Source organism: Arthrobacter sp. Soil_C_60 (assembly GCF_057656375.1).
In genome coordinates this window covers 95,609-114,987 of the sequence record NZ_JBDGKM010000013.1, presented here as the reverse complement: position 1 = coordinate 114,987, position 19,379 = coordinate 95,609, and the positions used below count along the sequence as shown (strand labels likewise).

14 protein-coding genes and 1 pseudogene are annotated in these 19,379 nt (G+C 66.6%); 1 reads left to right on the top strand and 14 read right to left on the bottom strand.

The window, feature by feature from the left end; translation table 11 throughout:
* Nucleotides 1-224 precede the first annotated feature (224 nt).
* From AC3A4M_RS20575 to AC3A4M_RS20545, 7 genes are all read right to left on the bottom strand, one after another.
* Entirely contained in the window at nucleotides 225-1,679 is a 1,455-nt protein-coding gene (locus AC3A4M_RS20575) for an MFS transporter (protein ID WP_498738193.1), read from the bottom strand.
* Nucleotides 1,676-2,965 carry a M20 family metallopeptidase gene (locus AC3A4M_RS20570; protein ID WP_498738191.1) on the bottom strand — a complete coding sequence of 430 codons (1,290 nt, stop codon included), beginning with the start codon at nucleotides 2,963-2,965 and terminating at the stop codon, nucleotides 1,676-1,678. The genes AC3A4M_RS20575 and AC3A4M_RS20570 overlap by 4 nt, the downstream gene beginning before the upstream one ends.
* Nucleotides 2,966-4,210, bottom strand: coding sequence for an aminotransferase-like domain-containing protein (locus tag AC3A4M_RS20565; RefSeq protein WP_498738190.1), 1,245 nt, complete (start codon nucleotides 4,208-4,210; stop codon nucleotides 2,966-2,968).
* 11 nt (nucleotides 4,211-4,221) lie between these two features.
* A complete protein-coding gene (locus tag AC3A4M_RS20560) occupies nucleotides 4,222-5,403 on the bottom strand; it encodes a M24 family metallopeptidase (RefSeq protein ID WP_498738198.1) in 1,182 nt (393 codons plus the stop codon).
* Nucleotides 5,404-5,570: 167 nt separating this feature from the next.
* Nucleotides 5,571-7,064, bottom strand: coding sequence for an NAD-dependent succinate-semialdehyde dehydrogenase (locus AC3A4M_RS20555; protein ID WP_498738188.1), 1,494 nt, complete (start codon nucleotides 7,062-7,064; stop codon nucleotides 5,571-5,573).
* The gene (locus AC3A4M_RS20550) at nucleotides 7,061-10,219 is read right to left on the bottom strand and encodes an FAD-binding and (Fe-S)-binding domain-containing protein (protein ID WP_498738186.1); all 3,159 of its coding nucleotides are present in this window, start codon (nucleotides 10,217-10,219) and stop codon (nucleotides 7,061-7,063) included. The genes AC3A4M_RS20555 and AC3A4M_RS20550 overlap by 4 nt, the downstream gene beginning before the upstream one ends.
* A 7-nt stretch (nucleotides 10,220-10,226) precedes the next feature.
* A complete protein-coding gene (locus AC3A4M_RS20545) occupies nucleotides 10,227-11,510 on the bottom strand; it encodes an aspartate aminotransferase family protein (protein ID WP_498634171.1) in 1,284 nt (427 codons plus the stop codon).
* Nucleotides 11,511-11,575: 65 nt separating this feature from the next.
* Here AC3A4M_RS20545 and AC3A4M_RS20540 point away from each other — a divergent pair, with 65 nt between their 5' ends.
* Nucleotides 11,576-12,568: a D-2-hydroxyacid dehydrogenase gene (locus AC3A4M_RS20540; protein WP_498738184.1), complete on the top strand. Its 993-nt coding sequence runs from the start codon at nucleotides 11,576-11,578 to the stop codon at nucleotides 12,566-12,568.
* 58 nt (nucleotides 12,569-12,626) lie between these two features.
* Here AC3A4M_RS20540 and AC3A4M_RS20535 read toward each other — a convergent pair whose 3' ends face one another.
* The 7 genes and pseudogenes from AC3A4M_RS20535 to AC3A4M_RS20505 all read right to left on the bottom strand — a co-directional run bounded on the left by AC3A4M_RS20535 (nucleotide 12,627) and on the right by AC3A4M_RS20505 (nucleotide 19,375).
* The gene (locus tag AC3A4M_RS20535) at nucleotides 12,627-13,283 is read right to left on the bottom strand and encodes a DUF3618 domain-containing protein (RefSeq protein ID WP_498738183.1); all 657 of its coding nucleotides are present in this window, start codon (nucleotides 13,281-13,283) and stop codon (nucleotides 12,627-12,629) included.
* Nucleotides 13,280-13,729, bottom strand: a complete 450-nt coding sequence (locus AC3A4M_RS20530) for a phage holin family protein (protein WP_498738181.1) — start codon at nucleotides 13,727-13,729, stop codon at nucleotides 13,280-13,282. The genes AC3A4M_RS20535 and AC3A4M_RS20530 overlap by 4 nt, the downstream gene beginning before the upstream one ends.
* On the bottom strand, nucleotides 13,729-14,511 hold the full coding sequence (locus tag AC3A4M_RS20525; RefSeq protein WP_498738179.1) for a hypothetical protein: 783 nt from the start codon (nucleotides 14,509-14,511) through the stop codon (nucleotides 13,729-13,731). The genes AC3A4M_RS20530 and AC3A4M_RS20525 overlap by 1 nt, the downstream gene beginning before the upstream one ends.
* A 37-nt stretch (nucleotides 14,512-14,548) precedes the next feature.
* Nucleotides 14,549-14,713: pseudogene (locus AC3A4M_RS20520) on the bottom strand (YihY/virulence factor BrkB family protein); the annotation flags it as partial.
* Between the two features lie 230 nt (nucleotides 14,714-14,943).
* A complete protein-coding gene (locus AC3A4M_RS20515) occupies nucleotides 14,944-16,230 on the bottom strand; it encodes an acyl-CoA dehydrogenase family protein (RefSeq protein ID WP_498738178.1) in 1,287 nt (428 codons plus the stop codon).
* A complete protein-coding gene (locus AC3A4M_RS20510) occupies nucleotides 16,227-17,621 on the bottom strand; it encodes an LLM class flavin-dependent oxidoreductase (RefSeq protein WP_498738176.1) in 1,395 nt (464 codons plus the stop codon). Before AC3A4M_RS20510 ends, AC3A4M_RS20515 begins: the two co-directional genes overlap by 4 nt.
* Nucleotides 17,618-19,375 (bottom strand): dipeptide ABC transporter ATP-binding protein, encoded by a 1,758-nt coding sequence (locus AC3A4M_RS20505; RefSeq protein WP_498738174.1) that lies wholly within the window; start codon nucleotides 19,373-19,375, stop codon nucleotides 17,618-17,620. The genes AC3A4M_RS20510 and AC3A4M_RS20505 overlap by 4 nt, the downstream gene beginning before the upstream one ends.
* Nucleotides 19,376-19,379 lie beyond the last annotated feature (4 nt).

Below are 19,379 nucleotides of genomic sequence, written 5' to 3'. Positions count from 1 at the left end.
ACCGCACCGGCACTGCCCGGCACACCACCGGCAACAGAACAACCGGACGAGACACTCGAGCCGGTGTCAATCTTCGAACAGGCACTCGGCCGCATCGACTTCCTCTACTACCGCGCAGCCTAAGCCTCTCTCGTTAACGTGTTCGTTTCAGCAGCGGCAAACGCAAAGCGGGACTCCGGAACCCGGAGCCCCGCTTTGAGGTCAAGGACGTAACGAATACTCGCCTAGGCTTGGTAGCTCGCCCGGCGGGCCTCGGCATCCTCGCGGTTCTGCTCAACATAAATGGGTTTCGGTGCACCCACAGATTCCGGTATCCCCGGAATCGCCTCACCACGCAAAGTGGCCTGCGAAGTTTCGCGCATGCACAGGATGCTGATGAGACCGATGAGTCCCGCGATTGCCATATACCAGCCCGGAACCAGCTGGTTGCCGGTCGTCTCGATCAACTGGTTGGCCACGGTCTGCGACGGCCCTGCGAAGAACGCGGTGGAGAAGTTGTAGCCGATGGCGAAGCCGCTGTAACGGACATAAGTCGGAAACAGGGCCGGCAGAGTCGAGGAGACGGACGAAACCAGAATCACCAACAGGATGCCAAGCACCGCCAGGCCGAGGAACTGCAGCAGCAGGCTGGGCGTGCCCAGCAGCATGATCGATGGGACGGACAGCAGCATATAGCCACCGGCTGCCACAAGCAGCAGCGGCTTTCGTCCAATGCGGTCGGACAACGCTCCCATGGGCGGGATCGCCACGAGCATCAGCGCCATGATCGCCACGAGCATCCAGTTGCCTTGCGCCGTGCTGTGTCCGAGCTGGCCGCTGAGGTACGTGGGCATGTAGCCGAGGATCAGGTAGAACGCCACGTTCAGCAGGACAACGAAACCGGCCAGGACCAGGATCTGCCGCCAGTTGTTGACCAGCACGTGCCGCAGCGGGGAACGGGTGGTCTCGGCGTGCTCGGACGCCTCAGAGAAGACAGGGGCCTCGCCGAGCCGGGTCCGGATCCACAGGGCTGTCAGGCCGAGCGGGATGGTGAGCAGGAATGGCAGGCGCCACCAACCATCCTCCATGCCTTGGTCGCCCACCAGCGTAATCAGCGTGGTGCAGACAACGGCAGCAAGCATGAAGCCCACGGTGGTTCCGAACTCCAGGAAGGAACCCAGGAAGCCGCGGCGGCGGTCCGGCGCGGACTCGGCCATGTAGACGGCAGCGCCGCCGTACTCGCCGCCGGCGGAAAAGCCTTGCACAAGGCGGCAGATGAGCAGCAGGATCGGGGCGAGAACGCCCACTGTACTCAACGTGGGCAGCAGGCCGATGGCTCCGGTGGCCAGTGTCATCATCAGCACGGTCAGGACCATGACCTTCTGCCGGCCCACCTTGTCGCCCAGTGGCCCAAGGATGATACCGCCGAGCGGCCGGACCAGGAAGGACAGCGCCAGGGTGGCCAGCGTCAACGTGACGCCCAGGCCGCCGTCGCCAGCTTCGGAGCCGAAGAAGTTAACGGCCATGTAGATGGTGAGGTAGCCGTAGACACCGTAGTCGAACCATTCCACGGCATTACCGAGGGCGGAACCGAGGATGGCACGGTGGAGCGTTTTCTTGGCTTCCGGCGTCGTTGGCTCGGATCCGGGCGCGAGCTGCTGCTCCGGATGATCATTTCGTATTGGCTCGGAACGGGTCACGGTCGTTCTCCTTCTAGGAGCGAATTTTTCGAATCCGGCATGTCGTTGACCGTATGCGTTAGGGAGCGCAGGCACAACAATGCGAAAGTACGTGCGGCTGTGATAAGTTCGGCCAGCCCTACGGACTCATTAATCTGGTGGGCTTGGTCATTCAAACCGCCCGGCCCCAGCACAATGGCCGGAATACCGAAGTCCCTGACGATGAAGCCGCCGTCGCAGGCTGCAGTCCACCCGCTGATACGGGTCTCCCCATCGGCGGCCAGCACGCTGTTCACAGCGGTAGAGACCAGCGGGTGATCCTCCGGAGTCCGGAAACCGGGCATTTGCATGGTCAGTTCGGCGTCGACGCTGATGCCGTCCGTATCGATACCGGCTTCACTGATCCGGTGCAGCAGGCTGGCCAGAATGTCATCGGGGTTATCGTCGGGCATGAGCCTGCGGTCCACGGATATGTGGCAGGACGGTGCCACCATCGAGGTGCCTTCCCCGCCTTCGATACGCCCGACATTCCAGGTGCCGCTGCCCAGCAGCGGATCCTGATCCTGCTGCATCGCCTCGTGGTCTACCCTGATCAATTCACAGATCCTGGCGGCGGCGCTGATCGCGTTGCGCCCATCCGCGGGGCGGCCTGAATGCGCCGGCTTGCCGGTGATTTCAAGTTCGATGTAGCTGTCGCCGCGGCAGGCGATGACCGTTTCCATGTCGGTAGGCTCGGCCACCACGCATCCGAGGTAGCTGTGCGGCAATCCACCGGCCGTCAGGGCGCGGATGCCCAGGCCGAGATCCTCTTCGTCCACGGTGCAGACCAGGGTGACAGGACCGGAAAGTACGACGCCGGAGCGCTTCAATGCGGCCATCGCACCGACAACTGCTGCCAGTCCGCCCTTCATATCCGTGGAGCCGCGGCCGTACAACCGGCCGTCTGCTACTACGGCTTCGAAGGGCGGCCGGGACCAGCCTGGCCCGGCCGGGACGACGTCCGAGTGGCCTAGGAACATCAGGCCGGGTCCGAGTGCCGATTCCCCTCCCGGCGGAAGGAGCGTCACGAGAATGTTCGGGCGGTCCGGAGCCACGGGCTGAATATCCACCTCGAAGCCGAGGCGCGTGGCCTCGGCTTCGAGCACGCTCACCGTGGCGAGTTCGGTGCCGCCCGGGTTTTCACCGGCGGCATTAACCAGTTTTTCCGTCAAGGCAACGATCTCATCGAGCCGGATATGGTCGAGGACTTCCTGTTCGTCCCGGCTGGGCGTCTGGGCGTCCGTATTGACTCCGAGAGTGGCCGCCATCTACCGCGCTCCGGAGGAGGCAGCGGTGCCGACGGGCAGCTCTGATCTCGCCTTGTCCATGGCGTTGGTCAGGCGTTCGATGCCAACCTCGATCCGCTCCGGCGTGCAGGAAGCGAAGCAGAGCCGGAAAGCGTCCGTGAACCGTCCGGTGGGGGATAGGGCCGGGCCCGGAATGAAGGCCACGCCTTCCGCTAGGGCCATGTCGAACAGCCGTTGCGAATTGATCTTCGCGTCCTCGCCCTGCAGCGTGACCCAGAGGAAGAAGCCGCCGTCGGGGTTGGTAGTCCGCACCCGGTCACCCAGGTGGCGGTCGATGCTGGCGAGCATGGCCTCCTTGCGGCTGTGGTACTCACGGCGGAGCCAGGTCAGGTGGTCGTCGAGACCGCCGCGCAGGATGAACTCGGCAACCAGGTGCTGGGCCGGAACGTTGGTGCAGGTATCCATGGCCTGCTTGGCGTTGATGACCAGGCGCTGGAGCTCGGGATCCGTTTCCACCCAGCCCACACGCAGGCCGGGAGCCAGGATCTTCGAGAAAGTGCGCACGGAGAAGATCAGCGGGTCGTTCGGGCTGAGCTGGTTGAACGTGGGCAGCTCTTCGCCCTCGAAGCGCAGCAGTCCGTACGGGTCATCGTCGATGATGACCGAGTTCCAGCTGTGAGCGAGTTCCAGTAGCCGTTTGCGGCGGGGCAGCGACAGCGTGGTGCCGGAGGGGTTCTGGAAGTTCGGAATGGTGTAGATGGCCTTCGGCGTGCGCCCCGAGGCGGCCACCAGGGCTTCCAGCTCGTCGATGATCATGCCGTCGTCGTCGACCGGTACTTCGAGCAGCTCGGCGCCGTAGCTCATGGCCGTGGCGGAACCGTTGGTGTAGGTGGGGCTTTCCACCACCACCAGGTCGCCCGGGTCCACGAAGATCTTGCAGGCCAGGTCCAGGCCCTGCATGCCGCCCGAGGTAATGGTGATGCGCTCGCGTGCGGTGGGGTCCGCCGTCGTTGCTAGATAATCGGTCAGCGCATCGAGCAGGTGCGGTTCGCCCTCGGTGGCGCCGTAGGTGTAGGAAGACGCGTCGTAGACGGCCGCGGGAACACTGTTGAACAGCTCTACCGGTACGGCTTCTTCCGCGGGTGCGCCCATGGCGAACCGCACAATGTCGTGTGTCTGCTTGGCCAGCAGCGAGGTGCTCGAATCGATGACCGATCCGACGAGGTGGCCGGCCCGTTCGGCGAGGGGGAGATCCCGGATTGACATAAGAGAGTTTCCTAGCTGTTGATGGGAAGCAGGCCGCGCTTGTAGGTGGTGAACGTCTCCACCCCGGTAGCGGTCACGCGGATGGATTCGGAGAGGCCGTAGCCGTAGTTGTCCATCCACATGCCGCAGATCAGGTGAAAGGTCATGTTTTCGGCGAGGACGGATTCTTCTTCGCTGCGGATGCTGATGGTCCGCTCTCCCCAGTCCGGCGGGAAGCCGACGCCGATCGAGTAGCCCAGCCGCGAGTCCTTCTCGTAGCCGTACTCGAAGATGGTGCGGTTCCAGACGGCGGCGACCTCGCGCACGGGAACGCCGGCGCGGATGACGTCGAGCATGGCATTCAGGCCCTCGCCGGTGGCATCGGCGAGGCGGCTGAGTTCGGCGGAGGGCTCGCCCAGCGAGAAGGTGCGGTTCAGTGGCACGTGATAGCGCTGGTAGGCCCCGGCAAGTTCGACGACGACGGGCTCATCGTCCTTCAGCCGGTCCTCGCTCCAGGTCAGGTGCGGGGTGTCTGCCGACTCGCCGGTGGGCAGCAGCGGGACGATCGCCGTGTAGTCGCCGCCGAATTCCTCGGTTCCGCGGATCTGCGCTTCGGTAATGGCCGCGGCGATGTCGCACTTGCGGGCACCGGGCCTGATGGCCTGTTCGGCGGCGGCCATGGCGCTGTTGGTGATCACTGCCGCCTTGTGCATCAGCTGGATTTCCGCGGGGGACTTGATCGACCGAACCCAGTTGACCAGTTCAAAGGAGTCCACCAGCGTCCACTCGGGTATGGCGTTGACGAGCGCGCGGTAGGCCTTCGGCGCGAAGAAGTGGGAGTCCATTTCAAGCCCCACGCAGCCCTTGGTGGCCGGGGCAATCAGGTGGCGCTCGCGCAAGGCGAAGGCTACCCAATCGAAGGGGTGGATGTGCGGGCGGTGCACGTAGCTCTCCGGGTAGCCGACGATGCACTCGGGCGGCAGCCACGAGGTGCGGAAGGCTCCGCTGGCGTCCATCTGCCGGCTGAAGAGGATCATGTCGCCCTCGGCCGGCACGAAGACCAACTGCGGGGTGTAGAAGGACCAGGCGTTGTAGCCCGTCAGGTAGTAGATGTTCGCCGGGTCAGTCACGAGCAGGGCGCTCAGGCCCTGCTCAGCCATGCGCAGCCGGACTGCTGCGAGGCGTGCCGCATACTCTTCGGCGGTGAAGAGCATGCGGGCCGTGCCGTTTACGTTCAACTGAGGCTCCTTGCAAGCGCGGGTGGTCCACGTCACAGTAATTCGTAGATTGTCAACAATATACAAGGAGTAGCGGCCGGGTACAAGGGGTTTGGACCCATTGGCCCCGGCTGGCTACTCCGCGAAGCGGAACTGCGGAAAAATCAGCTCTTTGGTACTGCCATGTACTTGTATTCGAGGAACTCCTCGATGCCCACGCGGCCGCCCTCGCGCCCCAGCCCGGAGGCCTTCACGCCGCCGAATGGAGCCGCCGGATTGGAGACAATGCCGGTGTTCAGCCCGACCATCCCGACCTCCAGCGCGTCGCCCATCCGGAAGCCGCGGTCCACGTCCTGCGTGAAGACGTAGCCCACCAAGCCCCAAGGAGTGTCGTTGGCCATCTGCGTGACCTCTTCCTCGGTGTCGAAGGGCACCACGGGCGCCACCGGGCCGAAAATCTCCTGGCTCATCAGGTCCGAGGCCGGGCTGACGTCGGAGAGCACGGTGGGCGTGTAGAAGTAGCCCGGACGCTCGGGCCGGGAGCCGCCGCAGACCACCGTGGCGCCCTTGGCCACGGCATCGTCCACCAGTTCCTGGACCTTGACCAGAGCCTTCTCTTCTACAAGGGGCCCGACGTCGGTGCCAGACTCTGCGCCGTCACCCACCGCGAGTGCGCCAAGACGGGCGGCGAGCCGGCGTGCGAACTCGTCGGCGACGGAACGCTGGACGAACATCCGGTTGGCCGCGGTGCAGGCCTCGCCCATGTTGCGCATCTTCGCAGCGACAGCGCCCTCGACTGCGCGGTCCAGGTCCGCGTCCTCGAAGACGATGAACGGTGCGTTGCCGCCGAGCTCCATGGAGGAACGCATGACGTGCTCGGAGGCCTGCTGCAGCAGCTTCACACCCACCTCGGTGGAACCGGTGAAGGAGACCTTGCGGGCGATGCCGCTGGCCATCCAGGGGGAGACCACCGAGGAAGCCTTGGTGGTGCAGACAACGTTGACCACGCCCTTGGGCAGCCCGGCCTCGACCAGGATGTCCACCAGTGCCAGCGAGGACAGCGGGGTCAGGTTGGCCGGCTTGAACACCATGGTGCAGCCGGCGGCGATGGCGGGGCCGATCTTGCGGGTGCCCATGGCCAGCGGGAAGTTCCACGGGGTAACCAGCACGCAGGGGCCCACCGGTTCCTTGGAAACCAGGATGCGGTTCTTGCCGTCGCCGGTGGTGGTGACATCGCCGCCGATCCGGACGGCCTCTTCGGAAAACCAGCGGAAGAACTCTGCTGCGTAGGCAACCTCGCCCTTGGCCTCGGCGAGGGGTTTGCCCATTTCGGTGGTCATGATCAGGGCCAGTTCGTCCTGCCGGGCCATGATCAGGTCGTAGGCGCGTCGCAGGATTTCGCTGCGCTCGCGGGGCGCGGTCTTCGCCCACTGCTTCTGCACGCGGCCGGCGGTCTCGATGGCCCGCTGGGCATCTTCCGGGCCGCCGTCGGCGACGGTGGCGATGACTTCTTCGGTGGCGGGATTGATGACGTTGAAGCGGGCGCCGGAGGCGGATTCAGTCCATTCGCCGTCGATAAATACGCCCGTGCTGACGCGGGAAACGGCGTCGCGCGCCTGCTGGGAGGTGCGGCCGGGGGAAGTGGTCTCAGTGGTCATGGGAGCTCCTTTTTGTTGATTGGTGCAGAGTCGAGGTCGGTAGTGGGATCGGTCTTGGGGCCGGTGGACGGCTTGCCGGGGTCCAGGAGCTGCGCCAGATGGCGCCCGGGTCTGGACTTGTCGAGCTGGTTGACCTGCATGGCGCAGGAGAAGCCGTCGGTAAGCACCACGGTGGCGGCGTCGGTGTTTCGCAGTGCCGGGGCCAGCGAATGCTCGGCGACCTGCATGCTCACGTCGTAGTGCTCCTTTTCGAAGCCGAAGTTTCCGGCCACCCCGCAGCAGCCGGAGGCATCGGTCACCCCGGTAAAGCCGACGGCGGCCAGCGCCCGGCGCTGGGTCCCGGCGCCGAAGACGGAGTATTCGTGGCAGTGCGTCTGCAGCACCACTTCCGCCGGCAGGTCCCGGGCGGGTGCAGGCAGCGAACCGGCTTCGGCGAGCTCGTTGACGTGCGCGGCGAAACTGCGCACCCGGGCCGCCACCCGGCGGGCCTGCTCGGTGTGCACTAGCTCCGGCAGATCCTTGTGCAGGGCCGCGGCGCAGCTGGGTTCGACGACGACGATCGGGCGATCCGTGCCGTCGTCGAGCGCTTCGGCGGCCTTGCCCAGCAGCTTCTTGGCGGTATCGAGCTGTCCGGTGGAAATCCAGGTCAGCCCGCAGCACGCGTCCGCCGAGCACTCGGTGCGTTCCCCGGCGCCGGTCAGCACCCGTGCTGCGGCGCCGGCCACATCGGGACGGAAGCCGCGGGTAAAGGTGTCGACGAAGAGCACGACGCCGGACTCGGCCTCCACAACCTGACGCTCAGCCGTCGCCGAACCCGCCGAACCTGCTGAAGCCGCGGTGACGGACGAGCGGCGCCGCGCCCCGCCGTCGTAATTCCACGGAGGAAGGACGCCTGCGGCGGCAACTTCGCGCTGCCAGTCGAGCGAGCCGGCGAACTTCGGCAGGGCGCGGCGGGTGGTGAGCCCGCCCAGCGCCGCGGCCAGTTTGCCCAGCGGAGTGGCCAGCACTGCGTTGACCAGCGGTGCAATGCGGCCGGTGATTTTGAGCCAGCGCGGCAGCCAGCCGAGCGAGAAGTGCGAGAGCGGGCGCAGCCGCCCCTTGTAGTAGTGGTCAAAAAACTCTGACTTGTAGGTGGCCATGTCCACGCCGACGGGGCAGTCGCTGGAGCAGGCCTTGCAGGACAGGCACAGGTCCAGCACTTCACGGACCTCTTCGGACTTCCAGCCTTCCTCGACGGTGCGGGCGCCGCGGACCATGTCCTGCAGGACGCGGGCGCGGCCGCGGGTGGAGTCCTTCTCGTCCCGGGTGGCGCGGTAGCTCGGGCACATGACGCCACCGGAATCGGTGCGGCACTTGCCCACACCGATGCAGCCCTGGACCGCGTGCACCCAAGGATCCGTGCCGCTGCCGCCGGCGTCGGACGGGCTGTCGGTTTCGGCCGTTGAGCCGCCGCCGCTGCCGATCGGGCGCAGGTCGAAGCTGGTGCGCCACTGCCGCTGCGGGACGCCCTCAAGCGCGAGGTGCGCATCGATCGGATCCGGGTCCGTCAGCGATCCCGGGTTGAGGATGCCGGCCGGATCCCAGATGCGGCGGTACGCGCTGAACGCGTCGAGCATACGCGGCGAGTACATCACCGGGAGCAGCTGCGAACGCGCGCGGCCGTCGCCATGTTCGCCGGAGAGCGAGCCGCCATGCAGGACCACCAGTTCCGCAGCCCTGCGCGAGAAGCGGCGGAATACCTCGCGGCCTTCCTCCGTGCGCAAGTCGTAGGTGATGCGGATGTGCATGCAGCCGGCACCGAAGTGCCCATACATCACGCCCTGCAGGCCGAACTCGGCCAGCAGATCGCGGAAGTCCGCCAGGTAGTCGGCCAGCTTCAAAGGCGCGACGGCGGAATCTTCCCACCCGGGCCAGGATTCGCCGCCGGTGGAGAGCCGGGAGGAGAGACCGGCGCCGTCCTCGCGGACACGCCAGAGCGAAGCGCGGGCCGTGGTGTCGGGCACTGCCCGGCCGTCGACCAGGCGGCCGTTCTCCTTGAGCCGGGCCAGCAGCCGGTCCGCTTCCGCGGCGACCTCGTCCGGATCTTCGCCGTCCAGGTCCACATACAGCCAGGCCTTGCCGTCGGGCAGCCCGAGGACGGCGTCTTCGCCGCGGCGGAATCGCATAGTGTCGACGATGGCTTCGTCAATGCCTTCCACCGCCGCCGGGGAAAACCCAAGAATCGTTTCCAGGTCGCGGGCTGCCTCGACCACGTCGGCATACCCGAGGCAGACCAGCAGTGCGCTCGCCGGCTTGGGCACCAGCTTCATCCGTGCACGGGTCACGATGGCGCAGGTACCCTCGGAACCGACCAGTGCCCGAGCCACGCTGAAGCCGTTTTCGGGCAGCAGGTTGGCCAGGTGGTAGCCGGAGACCTGGCGCTGGATCCGGCCCAGCTCCATGCGGAAGTCGGCCAGATGGCTGTGCGCGAGCTCCTGCAGCGACCCGGTCAGTGCGGCTGCTCGGGCCGCCGACGCCTTGTCCGAGGGGTCCGTGGCGCGCAGCCCGGTGGCAGTGGCGGTGAGCCGGGCACCGTCGGAGGTAACGACGTCGAGCTCCACCACGTGGTCAGAGGTCCGCCCGTAGCGTACGGAGTGGTTTCCGCAGGCATCGTTGCCCAGCGCCCCGCCCACGGTGGCGCGGGTTTTCGACGACGGGTCCGGGGCAAACGTGAATTTGCCGCCCGTGGCCTTCTCCACTTCGCGGGAGAGGACGGCGAGCACCATGCCGGGATCGACGTCGACGGTGCCCGCGGCCACGTCGATGTTGTGGATCCGGTTCATGTGGCGCGAGAAGTCCAGCACCACGCCGGGGCCGATGGCGTTGCCGGCCATCGAGGTTCCCCCGCCGCGCCCGATCAGCGGCGTACCGGTTTCGCGGCACGCGGCCACCGCGGCGGCGACGTCGTCCGCACTGCGCGGGAACACCACGGCCAGCGGAGGTACGCGGTAGTTGGACGCGTCATAGGAGTACTCGGCGAGCCGGCGCGGCGAACTGTCCGCGGCCACACCGGCCGCGGCAAGGCGCGCCAGCACCGCCGGCTGCCGGTCCGGCGCCGGAATGCCGGGCAGGCGCGCGTCCGCCTGCCCGGTTGCGGGAAGAACTGCTTCGGTCATCGGGGGATCAGGCTCCGGTTCCTGCTCCGGCGGGAACGGCACCGACGACGGCGCCCACGGCGGCCTCGAAGCGCTCCAGTCCGGTGCTGATTTCGTCGGCGGTGACTACCAGGGCGGGGATCAGCCGGACCACGTTGCCGGCCGGGCCGCAGGTCAGGGACAGCAGGCCCTGCGCGGTGGTGGCTTGCTGGACCGCGGCGGCGGTCTTGGCATCCGGGGTGCCGTCCTCGGCGGTGAACTCGATGCCCTGCATCAGGCCCAGGCCGCGGACATTGCCGATCACCGGGAAGCGGTTCTGGATCTCCTTCAGGCCGGCCTGCAGTTGCTCGCCGCGGATGCGGGAGTTCTCCACCAGGCCTTCCTCTTCGACCACTTCGAGCGTGGCCACACCGGCCGCGGCGGAAACTGCATTGCCGCCGTAGGTGCCGCCCTGCGAGCCGGGCCAGGCCTTGGACATGGTCTCGGTGGAAGCCGCGATGGCGGAGATCGGGAAGCCCGAGGCGATGCCCTTGGCTGTGATGAGGATGTCCGGGGTGGCGGTGGAGTACTGGTGGCCCCAGAACTTGCCCATCCGGCCCACGCCGGCCTGCACCTCGTCGAAGATCAGCTGGATGCCGTGCCGGTCGGCGCGCTCGCGCAGGCCCTCCATGAAGGCCGGGGGAGTGGGCAGGTAGCCGCCGTCGCCCAGCGCCGGTTCGATCAGGAACGCGGCGGTGTCATTGGGGGCGGTGCGGGTCTGCAGCAGGTAGTCCAGTTCCTGCAGCGCGAAGGCGACGGCGGTGGCTTCGTCCCAGCCGTAGCGGTAGGCATAGGGGAAGGCGGACATGTGGACGCCGGCCATCAGCGGCGCGAAGCCGGCGGAGAACTTGGTTCCGGCCGTGGTCAGCGAGGCGGCGGCGACAGTCCGGCCATGGAAGCCGCCCTGGAAGACCACGATGTTGGGCCGGCCGGTGGCCATACGGGCCAGCCGGATGGCGGCCTCGACGGCTTCGGAGCCGGAGTTTGCATAGAACACGGAGTCCAGCCCCGCGGGGAGGACTTCGCCGAGCTTCTCGGTCAGCGCCAGCAGCGGCTTGTGCATCACGGTGGTGTACTGGGCGTGGATGATCTTGCCGACCTGTTCGCGCGCGGCTTCCACAACCTTTGGGTGGCAGTGGCCGGTGCTGGTCACGCCGATGCCGGTAGTGAAATCCAGATAGTCCTTGCCGTCGGTGGCATGGATCCACGAGCCGAGGGCGTGGTCGACGACGATGGGCGTTGCTTGCTTGAGCGCGGGGCTAAGAGAGGTCATGCCACCTATGGTGCAGGTCACACCTGTTTATTGTCAACAATCCTCTTATCGCGTAGCGTGGAGACGTGACTTACCGTGATTCCAGCTCCCGTCCCCGCGTTGTCATTCTCGCTGCGGAGGGCCAGCCCCGCCCCTACAATCTTGACGAGATCAAGGCGCGTGCCGACGTCGTTATTACCGATGCGGCTGGCCTTCCGGAAGCCGCCCGCGGGGCGGACGTGCTGTTCCTCTGGGACTTCTTCTCCTCCGCGCTGGGCGAGGCCTGGCCGAATGCGGACGCGCTGAAGTGGGTGCACGTGGCGGCGGCCGGCGTGGACGCCATGATGTTCGACGAGCTGCGGGCCTCCGAGGTGCTGGTTACCAACGCTCACGGCACGTTCGACCAGCCCATCGCCGAGTTCGCGCTGGCCTCCATCCTCGCCCACGACAAGCAGCTGCACCTGAGTAAGCGCCTGCAGCAGGAATCCGTGTGGCAGCACCGCGAGCTCACCCCGACCGGCGGTTCGCACGCACTGGTAGTGGGCACCGGCGGGATCGGCCGCGCCACCGCCCGGCTACTGCGCGCCGTCGGCCTTGAGGTCCGCGGCGTGGGAAGGACCGCAAGGGATAACGACGGCGACTTCGGCATGGTAGTGCCGAGCGAGGACCTGGCGGAACATGTCGGATGGGCGGACCATGTAGTGCTGATCGCGCCGCTGACCGAACAGACCCGCCACATGATGAACGCCGAAGTCCTGGCGGCGATGAAGCCCAGCGCGCATCTGGTCAACGTCGGCCGCGGCGCGCTGGTGGATGAGGCGGCACTGGTCGAGGCGTTGCGCGAGGGGAAGATTGCGGCCGCTTCGCTGGACGTGTTCGAGGAAGAGCCGCTTCCGGCCGGGCATCCGTTCTGGCAGTTGGAAAACGTCCACATTTCGGCGCACATGTGCGGGGACGTGATCGGCTGGCGCGAGGCCCTGGCGGACCAGTTCCTGCAGAACCTGACCCGCTGGACCGCCGGGGAGCCGCTGGCCAACCTGGTGGACAAGGAACGCGGCTACGTTAGTTCCAGCCACTGATGGCGGCAGGCTAGAGCGGGCGGCCGGGAATGTCCCTGCCGCCCGCACTAACGTTGTCTTAAAGGCCGGTAGGGAGCGTAGAACCTGCACCTGCTGGCGAGCCCGAGTGGCTGTCCTGGACGTTCGACTTGGCGTTCTGGGCTCGCTCCTTAATGTCGGCGGCGGCGCCCGCGCTCTCGTCCTTCATCCTGGCGGCAGCATCCTGAGCCGAGCTTTTGGCGGACTCCATTGCTTCCTGGGCCGGACCCTTTAGATCCTGCGCTACCTGCTTGGCGGCATCGGTGAGCTCGGTTCTCAGTGGTCCTGCCTTCTCCTTCAAGGCAGTAGCCGCTTCGTGTTCCTTCTGGCTTGCGGGTATCAGCGAGGAAATCAGCATGCCGGCACCAAAGGCAATGAGGCCGGCCGCCATGGGGTTGCCGCGGGTCTTCTCGGCGACCTGATGCGGAGCGTTCTGGACCGTTTCGCCGGCGTGCTGGGCAGTATGGGAAACGGATTCTCCGGCCTGGTGCATCCCGGATTTTGCCGACTCGGTGGTGTTGTCGGCCGCGCCCATGATGCTGGTCTTCACATGGTTCATCTTGTCCCGGACTTTCTGTCCTTGCCGGTGCGCCATCCCGGAGGGGCTGACCTTCTCCGCCAGCGCGTCGACGTCGGTGCCGAGTTCGGCACGGGTCCGTTCAATTTCTTCGCGGATTTCTTCCGGTGACTGGCTCATGGGGTCTCCTCACCTGGTTTAAACGTCGGGGGAATTTCCTTGATGGTTTCCGCGGTCTGCGGCATGCCGCGAACCGTCTTCATTTCCTTCTTGCCCTTGGCGGCGAGAACGGCCGCAACAATCGCCCAGATCACCGCGACGATCACTGCCGACCATGCAAGGCCGATCAAGGTGCCAAGGGCGTACATCAGTGCGAGGGAGAGGAAAACCAGGACAAAGTGCCCTGCCACGCCCGCGCCGGCAAACATGCCTGCGCCCTTGCCTGCCTTGGTTCCTGATTCCTTGAGTTCCGCTTTGGCCAGTTCGACTTCCTGGCGCATGAGGGTTGAAACGTCCCGGCTGACTTCGCTCAGAATGTCACCCAGAGACGAGTTCTGTGCCCTGATCTCGGCTTCCGTGGGCGGAATCTCGTAGGTGTGTGAGCCGGCGGAGTTCGATTGTGTCATTAGAGCGCATGCCTCCGTTCAGGGTCGGTGCTGAGGGGCGGGGTTCCGGGACGAAGGGTGGGCTCGTTGTCCCAAGGATCGCTGAAGGGATCTCCGGTCACCGGTGCCGGCGTGCCGAAGCCGCCGTCTGCGGGAGCGCGTGCAGGTTCAGCTGCCGGTGGAGCAGGCGTGCTTCGCGGACTTCGGGTTGGAGCCCCGGTGTGCAGGCCGGACGCTGAATCCGATTGCGCCCCGGTAATGCCACGGGTCAGCCGGCCTGCCAACAGGCCTACCCCAGCGGCGATCGCCAGGAAGGCGCCCGGCCGGTTGCGGGCAAAACCCTTGACTTCCTGCAGCAGCGAACCCGGGTCGCGTGCTTCAAACCAGCCGGCCACATCGCTTGTCCTTTGGGCTGCCTGGCCAACCAGGTTCGCCGCGGTGCCGGAACTTTCCGAGGCCTGGGACATCGAGCGCAGTTCATCGCTCAGCGACCGCAGTCCCTCGGCGACCCTCTGCTGCTGCGTTCCGGCCTGGTCTTTCAAATTCGAAGCCAGTTCGTTTACGAGGTTCTTGGCATGCGTGCCGGCCTCCTGGGCCACGGCCTTGGTCTCTTCAACCGCGGTGCCTGCAACCTGTTTGCCGGCACTGGCCCCCTCTTTGGCGACGTTCTTCGCTTCGTCTTTGGCCGCCGTCGTTGTGGATGAGCTGCCGGTTGATGCGTAGCCGGTGGCCGTTTGGCTGTTCTGAATCGCTAGATTCTCTGTGCCGGGCGCCGCCGGTTCCTGCCAGTTCTGCGTTGTCATAGTTTGTACTCCAATGCTTGATGCGAACTAGTTGCCGTCAGTCCCGATCAGGACTCCTGCCGTGCCGTTCTCTGAGCTCACGTCCGTCGTTGATGTCCTCCCTTTCCTTCTCGAGTTTCTTATCGCTCGCCTTGGTATCCCGCGGCGGCAGCTGGATGGTGTCCTCGGCCTCGATGCCGCCCTGGAGTTGGCGAGCTTTCTCCGCCCACCTGCCTTACGGTGTAAATTCATACTAAGCATGCTTAGTAAGTGCCTGCAATGGCGGTTCCCAAATTGGTTCGCAGGTTTTTTGCCAAGTAGCCGCGCAGGAGCGGCCGGATAGTGCTTGCCTGGGTAATCCGGGAACCACTGGAAACAACGACGGCGGGGGTGCCTACCGGGTTCTATAGCCCGGCGTACACCCCCGCCAACTTGTTCTGATTCTCGGACTCGTCAGGCGGTTCCGGAACGCCAGACGAACTCGGGGACGGAGCCGTTGATCTTCCAGTCGCCCACCACGCGGGACTTGTAGACCACCGGATTGTGGGAGGAGATGACCCGGGCGTTGCGCCAGTGGCGGTCCAGCTGCAGTTCGGACTTCGTGGCTGATGCGCCCAAGGCATCAAACAACGACGACGACGCGCGCTGCGCGAGGTCGGTCACCACGATCTGGGCCTGGGACGAACCGAACTCCACTTGCAAAACGGCTTCCTCGAATCCCGAGGCGTCAGCTGCTGCCGGCGCGGCACCGCTCGCGGGTCGGAGGTCGAAGGCGTCCTGCAGGAGCTCGGCCACGCGAAGGGTGGCCGCCTCTGCCGCGAACGCCTGCGCCGAAATCTCGCCGACGATCTGCTGGATCTGGATGTCCTCGCTGGGCCGGACGCCATTGCCATGGCTGAACACGCGGGTGCGCTCGCGGACCGCTTCGGAAACGTCGCGAACCACGCGCTGGGTGATGCCGGCCAGCGTGGCGACGTGGATGAGCTGGTAGACGCCGGTGGCGTACGGCGCCTGCTCTGTTTCCACCAGGACATCGGAGGCGGGGACGGCTACATTGTCGAAAACGGTGGTTCCGGAGGCGGTCAGGCGCTGCCCGAAACCGTCCCAGTCGTCGTGGATCGTGACGCCCGGCGCATCCGCACGGACCAGGGCGATGATGTCCCGGCCGTCCGCGGTCCGGGCACCGGTCTGGATCCAGTCCGCATAGAGGCTCCCCGTGGTGTAGTACTTGGTGCCGTTGACGCGGAAGTTCTCACCGTCGGGCTCGATGGTGGTGCCCACGCCGCCCACAGCTACCGGGCCGGTTTCGGTCCAGGCGTTGCCCAGGATCTGGCCTTCACCCACCCGACGCAACCACCCGGCGTCGTTCGCGTAGAGCCGGCTCTCCACAAAGGCGATGTGCGAGCGCAGGGCCTGGGCGAGGTTGGACTCCGCGGCGGCCAGCTCGACCAGCAGCCGGAAGAACTGCACCGCGGTGGCCCCGTCGCCGCCGAACTCCCGCGGCACCCGGACCGCGCCGAAACCGGCCGCCGCCAATTCGCCGATCTGCTCGTGCAGCAGTACCCGGTCCGTTTCCCGCCCGGCGGCCCCGGCCGCGATGGACTCGAAGACCGGCCGGTACTTGGCCGCCAGCTCGGCGTACGTCGGGGCCGCACCTGCCGGTACAGAGTCGACGGGAGCGGCGGAAGACGGCGCTGCTCCCGAAGAGCGGAGCGGTGCAGTCATCTGGATGGTGCTCATACAGTGATCTCCTCACGGCGGAACGCGCCCCGGTAGGCGGCGCCGGGATGGGTGGCGGGCAGCAGCGGGCCGTTGCCCGGGAACAGCCGTTCACGCAGCGTGCGCTCGGACGCCGAGTACGCCGTGCGGTAACGGCCGCGCTTCTGCAGTTCCGGAACCAGGAGTTCGACGACGTCGGTGAACGTTCCGGGGGAGAGGAACTGGACAATGTTGAAGCCGTCCACGTCCGTGGCGTCCACGATCTCCTCGATCCGGTCCGCCACCTGCTCCGGCGTGCCGGCGATGAAGAATTCGTCGTTGCGCGGGTCGGAGAGCGTGTCGATCAGTTCGTGCGCGCGCTTGCGGTCCGCGCCGGTGGCGAACTCGGCCTCCATGGACTGGGCATGGTCGCGGCCCACATACTGCAGGTACTCGTCCGTCTCCAGCGAGGCAACGTCGATTCCGGAGGAGCCGCCGAAGTGCACCAGATGGCCCTCGACGTCGCGCAGCCGCACTACCTCTTCGACCTTGCGCGCCACTTCGGCCTCGGTCTCGCCAAGCACGATGTTCAGCGAGGCCAGCGCCTTGACCGCGTTGCGTCCGCGTCCGGCGGCCTCGGCCCGCTCGCGCAGGTCCCGCACGTCCGCGGCCACCCGCTGCACGGTCCGCGAGCTGACGAAGACGGCTTCGGCGTGCCGGGCAGCGAAGTCCTTGCCGCGCTCGGAGGATCCGGCCTGGTAGATCACCGGCGTGCGCTGCAGCGAGGGTTCGGACAGGTGCGGCCCGTCCACGGTGAAGAACCGGCCGGCATGGCCGATCTCGTGCACGCCGTCGGTCTCGGTGTAGACCCGCCGCTCCCGGTCGCGGACCACTGCGCCGTCATCCCACGAACCCTCCCACAGCTTGTAGGAGACATCGAGGTATTCCTCCGCGATGTCGTACCGGTCATCGTGCTTGATGTGCGCGGGCAGGCCGAAGTTGCGCGCGGCATCCGGCAGGTACCCGGTGACCACATTCCACGCCACCCGTCCCTTGGTCAGATGGTCCAGCGTGCTCAGCCGCCGCGCGTTGCCGAACGGCGGCTCGTAGGTGGTGGAGAACGTGACCGCGAAACCGAGATTCCGGGTCACGGCCGCCATCGCCGGAACCAGCAAGTACGGATCGTTGTTAGGCACCTGCAGTCCACGCTCGACGGCGGGGCCGCGGCTGCCGCGGTACACGTCGTAGGTCCCGACCACGTCGGCCAGGAAGATGGCGTCGAACAGGCCGCGTTCCAGCAGCTGCGCGGTTTCGGTCCAGTACTCGATGTCCGTGTACTCGTGCCGGCGGTTGTCTGGATGCACCCACAGCCCGTGGTTGATATGGCTGACGGTGTTCATCTCGAAACCGTTGAAGTGGATCTCTTTGCTCATGATGCCTCCTTGGTAGCGAGTTCGCGGGCGGGCAGGTCCGGCACGGCGGCCAGCAGCTGCCGGGTGTAGTCGGTCTGCGGGTCGGTGAAAATGTCCGCGGCGGTGCCGGCTTCGACCACCTTGCCGTCCTTCATGACCAGGACATCGTCGCTGACGTGGTGGATCACGCCGAGGTCATGGCTGATGAACAGGTAGCTCAGCCCCAGCTGTGACTGCAGGTCCGCCAACAGGTCCAGCACCTGCGCCTGGATGGAGACGTCCAGGGCGGAGACCGGCTCGTCCAGCAGCAACACCCGCGGCTGGAGCGCGAGCGCCCGGGCGATGGCTACGCGCTGGCGCTGCCCGCCGGAAAGCGTGAGCGGACGCCGGTTGAATAACGACGGCGGCAGCCCCACCTGGTCGAGCAGCGTCACCGCCCGCTCGGTGCGGTCGCCGGACGTGCCGACGGAGCCCGCCTCCAGCGCGTCGGTGATTACCCGGCCGACGCTGAAGCGGGGGTCGAAGGAGCTCAGCGGATCCTGGTTGACCAGCTGGATGTCCGGGCGGTGCCGGTGTCGTTGTTCCTCGGAGACCTGGTCCGCGCCGGTGCCGGACCAGGCGAACCCGCCGAGGGTCACGCTGCCCGCGTCCGGCTGGGTCAGCCCCAGGGCAATGCGCGCGGTGGTGGACTTGCCGGAGCCGGATTCGCCCACGATGCCCAGGGTTTTGCCGCGCTCCAGCGTGAAGGACACCCCGTCCACCACGGTACGGCGGGTTCCGCCGGGGCTGGGATAGGACTTGACCAGGTCGCGGGCCACGATGGCCGGCGCCGTTTCGGAGAACTCCGTGGTCCTGCCCGGACTTCCGGAAAGGGAGGCAACGGCGACGGGAGCGCCGGCGGAGAGCCTGCGGCCCTTGGCCGCGCCGGAGGGGATGGCGTCGATCAGCGCCCGCGTGTATTCGTGCCGTGGATTGGACAGCACTTCGGACGCGCGGCCGGACTCGACAATCCGCCCACCCTGCATCACTGCGATCTCGTCCGCCAGGTGGGAGACTACGGCCAGGTCATGCGAGATGAAAACCAGCCCGCGGCCCTGTTCCTTCAGCCCCGCCAGCAGCTCCAGGATCTGCGCCTGGACCGTGGCGTCCAGCGCGGTGGTCGGCTCGTCGGCGATCACCAGCTGCGGATTGAGCACGGTGGCCTGCGCGATCAGCGCCCGCTGGCGCAAACCGCCGGAGAGCTCGCCGGAACGCTGCTTGGCGCGTACTTCCGGATCAGGGATGCCTGCATCTCGCAGTGCCTGGTGCACGCGCTCCAGCCGTGCGGCCTTGCCCCGGACACCGTGGGCACGCAGCGCCTCGTCGATCTCCTGGCCTACAGTGCGTAGCGGATCCAGCGAGACCAGTGCGTCCTGCAGCACGTAGCCGATGTCCTTGCCGCGCAGCCCGCGCCACTGCCGCTCGGACAGCTTCAAGGCGTTTCTGCCCAGCACGTCCAGCCGTCCGGCGGTGACCTTGGCATTGGCCGCGTTCAGGCCTACCAATGTCCGGGCGGTGACCGTCTTGCCGGAGCCGGATTCGCCGACCAGGGCCAGCGCCTTGCCCGGTGCCAGCGCCAGCGAGACGTCCTTGACTACGTCCACCGTGCCTCGCGGCGTGGCGAAGGAGACGTTCAGGCCTTCGATGTTGAGCAGCGAGTTGGCTTCGCCTGCGGAACCGGCGGTTACTGCGGAAGCCGCGCCCCCGCCGTCGTTGTTTGTGCGGTAATCAGTCATGGTC

What these genes read in the sequence shown, in the direction of transcription:
- AC3A4M_RS20570 (WP_498738191.1), bottom strand. Translation starts at nt 2,965, where the DNA reads ATGGCGGCCACTCTCGGAGTCAATACGGACGCCCAGACGCCCAGCCGG.
- AC3A4M_RS20565 (WP_498738190.1), bottom strand. Translation starts at nt 4,210, where the DNA reads ATGTCAATCCGGGATCTCCCCCTCGCCGAACGGGCCGGCCACCTCGTC.
- AC3A4M_RS20560 (WP_498738198.1), bottom strand. Translation starts at nt 5,403, where the DNA reads ATGCTCTTCACCGCCGAAGAGTATGCGGCACGCCTCGCAGCAGTCCGG.
- AC3A4M_RS20555 (WP_498738188.1), bottom strand. Translation starts at nt 7,064, where the DNA reads ATGACCACTGAGACCACTTCCCCCGGCCGCACCTCCCAGCAGGCGCGC.
- AC3A4M_RS20550 (WP_498738186.1), bottom strand. Translation starts at nt 10,219, where the DNA reads ATGACCGAAGCAGTTCTTCCCGCAACCGGGCAGGCGGACGCGCGCCTG.
- AC3A4M_RS20545 (WP_498634171.1), bottom strand. Translation starts at nt 11,510, where the DNA reads ATGACCTCTCTTAGCCCCGCGCTCAAGCAAGCAACGCCCATCGTCGTC.
- AC3A4M_RS20535 (WP_498738183.1), bottom strand. Translation starts at nt 13,283, where the DNA reads ATGAGCCAGTCACCGGAAGAAATCCGCGAAGAAATTGAACGGACCCGT.
- AC3A4M_RS20530 (WP_498738181.1), bottom strand. Translation starts at nt 13,729, where the DNA reads ATGACACAATCGAACTCCGCCGGCTCACACACCTACGAGATTCCGCCC.
- AC3A4M_RS20525 (WP_498738179.1), bottom strand. Translation starts at nt 14,511, where the DNA reads ATGACAACGCAGAACTGGCAGGAACCGGCGGCGCCCGGCACAGAGAAT.
- AC3A4M_RS20515 (WP_498738178.1), bottom strand. Translation starts at nt 16,230, where the DNA reads ATGAGCACCATCCAGATGACTGCACCGCTCCGCTCTTCGGGAGCAGCG.
- AC3A4M_RS20510 (WP_498738176.1), bottom strand. Translation starts at nt 17,621, where the DNA reads ATGAGCAAAGAGATCCACTTCAACGGTTTCGAGATGAACACCGTCAGC.
- AC3A4M_RS20505 (WP_498738174.1), bottom strand. Translation starts at nt 19,375, where the DNA reads ATGACTGATTACCGCACAAACAACGACGGCGGGGGCGCGGCTTCCGCA.